General features: G+C 61.3%; 11 protein-coding genes. All 11 read right to left on the bottom strand.

All coding sequences use genetic code 11. The annotated features are described in order from the left end of the window. A partial coding sequence (locus F9929_RS23810; protein ID WP_235919534.1) for a DEAD/DEAH box helicase occupies window positions 1–407 on the bottom strand: 407 nt, incomplete at its 3' end. Window positions 408–445: 38 nt separating this feature from the next. After that, window positions 446–1,045 (bottom strand): hypothetical protein, encoded by a 600-nt coding sequence (locus F9929_RS23805; RefSeq protein WP_152049040.1) that lies wholly within the window; start codon window positions 1,043–1,045, stop codon window positions 446–448. Further along, window positions 1,042–1,893, bottom strand: coding sequence for a ParB/RepB/Spo0J family partition protein (locus F9929_RS23800; protein ID WP_152049039.1), 852 nt, complete (start codon window positions 1,891–1,893; stop codon window positions 1,042–1,044). The genes F9929_RS23805 and F9929_RS23800 overlap by 4 nt, the downstream gene beginning before the upstream one ends. After that, window positions 1,890–2,099: a hypothetical protein gene (locus F9929_RS23795; protein ID WP_152049038.1), complete on the bottom strand. Its 210-nt coding sequence runs from the start codon at window positions 2,097–2,099 to the stop codon at window positions 1,890–1,892. The genes F9929_RS23800 and F9929_RS23795 overlap by 4 nt, the downstream gene beginning before the upstream one ends. 200 nt (window positions 2,100–2,299) lie before the next feature. Further along, window positions 2,300–2,476 carry a DNA-binding protein gene (locus tag F9929_RS23790; RefSeq protein WP_152049037.1) on the bottom strand — a complete coding sequence of 59 codons (177 nt, stop codon included), beginning with the start codon at window positions 2,474–2,476 and terminating at the stop codon, window positions 2,300–2,302. A gap of 141 nt (window positions 2,477–2,617) precedes the next feature. Next, window positions 2,618–3,337, bottom strand: coding sequence for a hypothetical protein (locus F9929_RS23785; RefSeq protein WP_152049036.1), 720 nt, complete (start codon window positions 3,335–3,337; stop codon window positions 2,618–2,620). 230 nt (window positions 3,338–3,567) lie between these two features. After that, window positions 3,568–3,855 carry a hypothetical protein gene (locus tag F9929_RS23780; RefSeq protein ID WP_152049035.1) on the bottom strand — a complete coding sequence of 96 codons (288 nt, stop codon included), beginning with the start codon at window positions 3,853–3,855 and terminating at the stop codon, window positions 3,568–3,570. Next, complete coding sequence (locus F9929_RS23775; RefSeq protein ID WP_152049034.1) at window positions 3,852–4,085, bottom strand: hypothetical protein; 234 nt, start codon at window positions 4,083–4,085, stop codon at window positions 3,852–3,854. The genes F9929_RS23780 and F9929_RS23775 overlap by 4 nt, the downstream gene beginning before the upstream one ends. Beyond that, a complete protein-coding gene (locus tag F9929_RS23770; protein WP_152049033.1) occupies window positions 4,082–4,393 on the bottom strand; it encodes a hypothetical protein in 312 nt (103 codons plus the stop codon). Before F9929_RS23770 ends, F9929_RS23775 begins: the two co-directional genes overlap by 4 nt. Beyond that, entirely contained in the window at window positions 4,393–4,791 is a 399-nt protein-coding gene (locus F9929_RS23765; protein ID WP_152049032.1) for a hypothetical protein, read from the bottom strand. Before F9929_RS23765 ends, F9929_RS23770 begins: the two co-directional genes overlap by 1 nt. After that, the coding region (locus F9929_RS24255) for a hypothetical protein (protein ID WP_193227906.1) at window positions 4,788–5,024 on the bottom strand (237 nt) is incomplete at its 5' end. The genes F9929_RS24255 and F9929_RS23765, both read right to left, overlap by 4 nt.

Genomic DNA, 5,024 nt, shown 5'->3' with positions numbered 1-5,024 from the left:
GCCCATGGGGTCGCGGACAAGCCGACGAAGGGCACGGAAGCCCAGGCCGGCATCGCCATCCAGTCGCCAAGGAACTGGAACACGCGGTGCGCTTCATCGATCAGGACGATATCGGCTTGCGGCAACTGACGGCGCTGCAGCGTCTGGATCGACGCCACCTGCACCGGCTGGTCACCGTCCGTCAGCGGGTGATAGCCTTGCATGACGCCAACGCTCTCGATGCCCTGCGCGGCGAAGGCGGCGACCGTCTGGTCGATGAGGCTGAGGAACGGCACCACGAACAGGACGCGCTTGCCCTTGCGCAGTGCCCCTTCCACGATCGCCGCCGCCAACAGGGTCTTTCCGAAGCCCGTTGGAGCTTGGATCATCGGCCGTTTCTTCCCAGCCAGGAGAGAAGCCCGGAGCATGTCGAGGGCGGCAGACTGGTGCTGATGGAGGTCGAACTTCATCGAGCCCCCTCCCCGCCGGCAGCGCGCCCGGCACCAGCCACCACAGCGAGCCGGCCCCGCCTTTTACCGTCAGCGCCCCTAGAGCCCCTTTCTGATAAGTCTGCTCCTTGGCTAGGAGTTCTATTCTGCTCCTGTTCCTGCTCCTGTTTCAGATAAGGCATACTCTTCGCGAAGGCTTGTACGAAGGCTTCGCCAAAGGCTTTCGATATGCCTACCGCAGAGGCTTCAGCGCGTTGTAAAACAAGGGCTTTCAGGTCGCATTCGGGCAACAGATCGACCGCACCAGCCCACGCTTTGACGACGTTTGGGCTCTCAGGTGGGTTGTATCGGATGAAGTTCGGAAGGGCGACCAAATGAGCCTTCGCGTCGTGTTCCACCATGCCTTGCTGAAGGGCTTCCAGAAAGGCTTCCCGAAAGCCTTCCTCCTGCCAGTCGAGTTCGGCCGCGAGACCCGGAAGCGTGGCCCGCATCGCCCCTAGCGAGGTGAGGTTCGGATGCGTGATGAGAAACAGGAAAGCCAGCTTGCCGGCGTCGGTGAGTTGCCGGAAACCTGCATCGTTCCAGATGCGAGGGTCGACCTTGCGATACCGGCTCATCGGTTCAAACCTTCCATGATGTCGCTCATCATGTCCGCAAGACCGGAGGCGCGTTGCCCAAGCGTCGAACGCTGGCGGCCTGCACTGGCGATCAGTTCGGCGATACGAAGCGTTTCCACCTCGTCGGCAAGCTCGATGAAGCGGTTGTAGACGTTCGGATTGGCGCCAGCCGGCGCAGGTGCAGGTTTCGGCGCTGGAGCCGATGCCGGTCGCGCCGGCTCCGTCAGGTCGCGGCGTACCTTCTCGGCTTGCTCCGCAGCGGGTATGTCCTTGATGCGATCGGCGTAGGTTCCCGTATCGAGGCGCGTGCCGCGCATCAATTCTGCCGCTTCGGGCGTCACCTTCGCACCTCGCTCGGCAGAACGCTGGACGGAGCGTTCCGATCGGCCGGTTAGAGCAGCGGTTTCGACGGTGAAGCGTTCAGTCGTTTCGGACCGTTCACGTGTGTCGCCAACTTGGCGACTTACGCCGGGAGTGCCATGCCGCGTTTCCGGGTGTAGCTCCTCGTAGATTTCCTTTCGCCGCGCCGTCTGCTTGTCGAGGAGGATGCCGGACAACTCCGCCCGGCACAGGTTCTCATCGATCATCGCCAGTTCGGCGCGAAGGTCGTCCATCTCCACGACGTGGCAGAGGATTTCGGAGTGCCCGAGCCCGTCGCAGACCGTGTAGCGGTGCGAGCCCGCGATGATCTCGAACATGCCGTCCGGCATCGCCCTGACGGTAATGGGGTTCAACAGTCCCACCTCGGCAATGCTGCTTTCCAATGCCGTCAGATCCTCGTCGGAGGTCTGGCGGGCATCGGGACGCCGGATCAGGTTGTCGATAGGTATGAGGCGCGGATTGCTCATGCGCTCCTCCTGAAGGGAACGATGTTCGCCGCATCCAACTGGCGGCGCTGATCGGGGGTGAGGAACACGTCGAGGAAGCGCCGGTAGGCGCGGCCAGCGGCGATCCCGTCTTCGGGTCGCATGGTTCGCAGCATTCGGGCTTGAGCGTCCGTGTAGACTTCGAAGGCGACTTGCGCTTCGGCGTCGGCAGGGGAGAGTTCGGCCATCAGCCGGCCTTCCCCGCGAAAGCGTGTTCCGCCAAGACGCGAGAAACGCTGGCGCTGACAGCAAATCGCGTTGCGATGTAAGCGGCCTGATTGAAAAGGACGGGGTTCTGGTCTACGTCAGAAGCGTTCCGCCACAGAACACATTCTGAAGCCCGGTCGCGCCCGTCAGCGCGGCCGGCTTCAACATGAACAATCATAGTTCAAGCAGCCTCCTTCGATCCGACGACCGGCAGAGCGTTGAGCCAGTTCTGTGCGTCGGTCATGGTGACGATGGACTTGCGGCCGATCTTGCGGAGCGTGATGCGTCCGGAACCGACCTCACGATAGAATTTTGCACGACCGATCGATGCCCAGGCGCAGAACTCGTCTACGCTCATGGCCCCTCGGTCTGGATTGTTCTTGTGCAATTTTACCTCCGTCTCTCGCTGTATTTGTGCGATGTGGAGGAATTTGCTTCTTTCTATTTGCTACGCGAAGGGCGGAATGGGTCAGAATGGGGCAGAATGCTCGAAGGTTTGTTATTCCTTATTACGCCCCATCATCGCTCTGGCTTTTCTTTTCGCGCTATCGAAGCTCATTTCCAAACGCTCTCGTTCAGCCAAGCTTTGAAGCCATCGCGCAACATCTGCTTGGCTTTGCCAACCCTCTACATTGCTCTTCTCAGGCTGCCCTTCTTCGTCAACTTTCATAAGGAACGCCTGCTCGTATTCCTCCCAGTCAAACTTCGGCTTCCTACCAACCTTCAATCGTGGCGCTTCACCGCGTTCTTCCGGTTCGCTTTGTTTCAACTGCCTATGAGGAGATCCAATCAATGCTTTGGTCTGAAGCTTCCCAAGCCAATTTTTCAGTTCAGAACGTACGATACGGATTTTGATCCAAGAGGCCTGCTTTTCGCCACGCACCGTCATCAGACCGCAGTCATCATTCTCGCTGGCATGATCGATGTATCCGATCAGGTTCGCTCTCCCATTCTCAAAAAGCGCCCGATCAGCCGAAGCAATCAGCCAGGCCGAAGCCGGCATTGTTTCTTGGGCTTGCACTTGTCCTGACGGTGAATGATGTAACTTCTGCGGGAAACCCGTTGCAGTAATTCGGCCGGTTGCAAGCTCTCGGAATAACAACTCCTCTGCGCGTTCAATATTCGAATTATGCTCATCCGCCCCGAGCTTTGAACATAGAACATCGAAAGTCATTCGGACGGCTGCCGACAGACTGATTGAAGTTTCGCCATCTACCATCGCGACACCTTCCGCGACTGCACCGAGGACCGCAGGGAAACCGAAGGTGCTCTCGGCTTGTCGGCTGGCCGGCCTATCCCTGCGGATCGTGTCGGAGCCCGAACGTTGGCCGTACTGCGCAAGCTGTAAGGCTGCTTGACGGCCGGGGTTCGATGCCCGCCTCATACGAGTATAGGTTCGCTTTCCGTTCGCCGTCGAGGACACAGGCGATTTCCGTGACGCAACGGTGGTCATCTGCGGAAACCCGCCAGGACTTCCGACACGCGTCCCTGATTGACCCCACAGGCGGCACCGATCTCGTGCAGCGACCACGACGGATGAGCGCCAGCGGTTTCGCGAATGCGGTCCTCCAGATCGGGCGTGACGGCTCGTGCACGCGCAGGCGCACGACGGACCGGAGGACGACGCTTCGTTTCTTCGGCAAGGACGCGTAGCTTTCCGGCCTGCGCCTCCAAGCCCCTGCCTTCGATGTCGCCTGCCAGGACAAGAAGCGCGGCGCGGATCTCAGGAAGCTTCATCGAACGCCCTCCTCGCGATCGTCGGTCGTTCCGTGGGCCATGGTCAGCGTCCAGCCCAACGAAGGTTCGGCCGCGCCGTCGTCTTCCGCGTCCGGATCGCCGTCGATGACATCGAGGAGGCTGATCAACCGTTCGATCTCGTCTTCGATCAGGACGCGGGTCCTGACGCCGCGAGGAGCCGGACCGACCTGCCGGGTAGTGGTCGGTGGGAACGACAAGACGTTGCTCACGCCCGCCCTCCCGTCTGCCCTTGCATGGTGTGGTGCGCGAGCCGACGATCCAAGGCGAGGGCCGCGATCTGTTGGAAGCGCTGGCGGTCGGACGGCATGAGCTGCCCGAACTCATCCAGGACTTCGGCGATGGCTGAGACCGTTTCCGTTTCGAACCGCTGGCGTGTTTCAGCCGGCATCGGCAGCGGGAACAGAAGCACGGCGCAATCGGCCGTCTCGCGTCCGATCCGGGCGGCCAGCGCAGCAATGCGTTCGGCCTGCGGGTTCGACAACGGCGCGAACACGTCGAGGGGTGAAGGACCGCCCATCAGACCGCCACCGCCTTTGCGGCAAAGTGCGCCGTCACCGTCGCGATGGTGCGCATCGCTCGCAGGAGGTTGTCTACGTCTTCGGCACCGCTCGGGGCATGGGTCGCATAAGCGGCCATCGCGGCAAGGCCGGCGGGCGTCGTTGGATGGGTGTCGGCGAAATCGTCCCAGGCTTCCTGCTCGACATATCCCGCCCCCTCTCGCTCGGCATCATCGATGCCGGGACCGATGAAGCGGTGCCAAGCTGTTCGATGACGCTCGATGGCAGCGAAGATCGGATCGACCTCAGAAGCCAAGGCGGCACGAGTGCATTGTGGGAGGGCGGCGGCGATGCCGAGCGCGCCGGTTCCGACGAGCGCAGCAAGGGCGTTCCGGCGAGTGAGAGCGACCATCGTCATGCCCTCCCCTCGGTCGGTGCCTGACCGAGATACAGCAGCGACTGGTAGGTATCTTCGGTGCCAACGGCGATCATATCGAGCACCACGACACGTAGCAGCCCGGACAGATGAGGCGCCGTTCGCTTGAGAAGCGAGAGCGGGAAGTCTTCCGCGCCGTACATGAATTCGAACAGAGAGACGGCGGCGATCTCAGCGGAACTGAAACCGGTTGCGAGTTCACGAATGCTGCGTTC

Origin of the sequence: Aureimonas psammosilenae (assembly GCF_009176975.1) — a bacterium.
GTDB lineage: Bacteria > Pseudomonadota > Alphaproteobacteria > Rhizobiales > Rhizobiaceae > Plantimonas > Plantimonas psammosilenae.
Note: the sequence above shows the minus strand (reverse complement) of the source record. Positions and strands in the feature narration are given on the sequence as shown.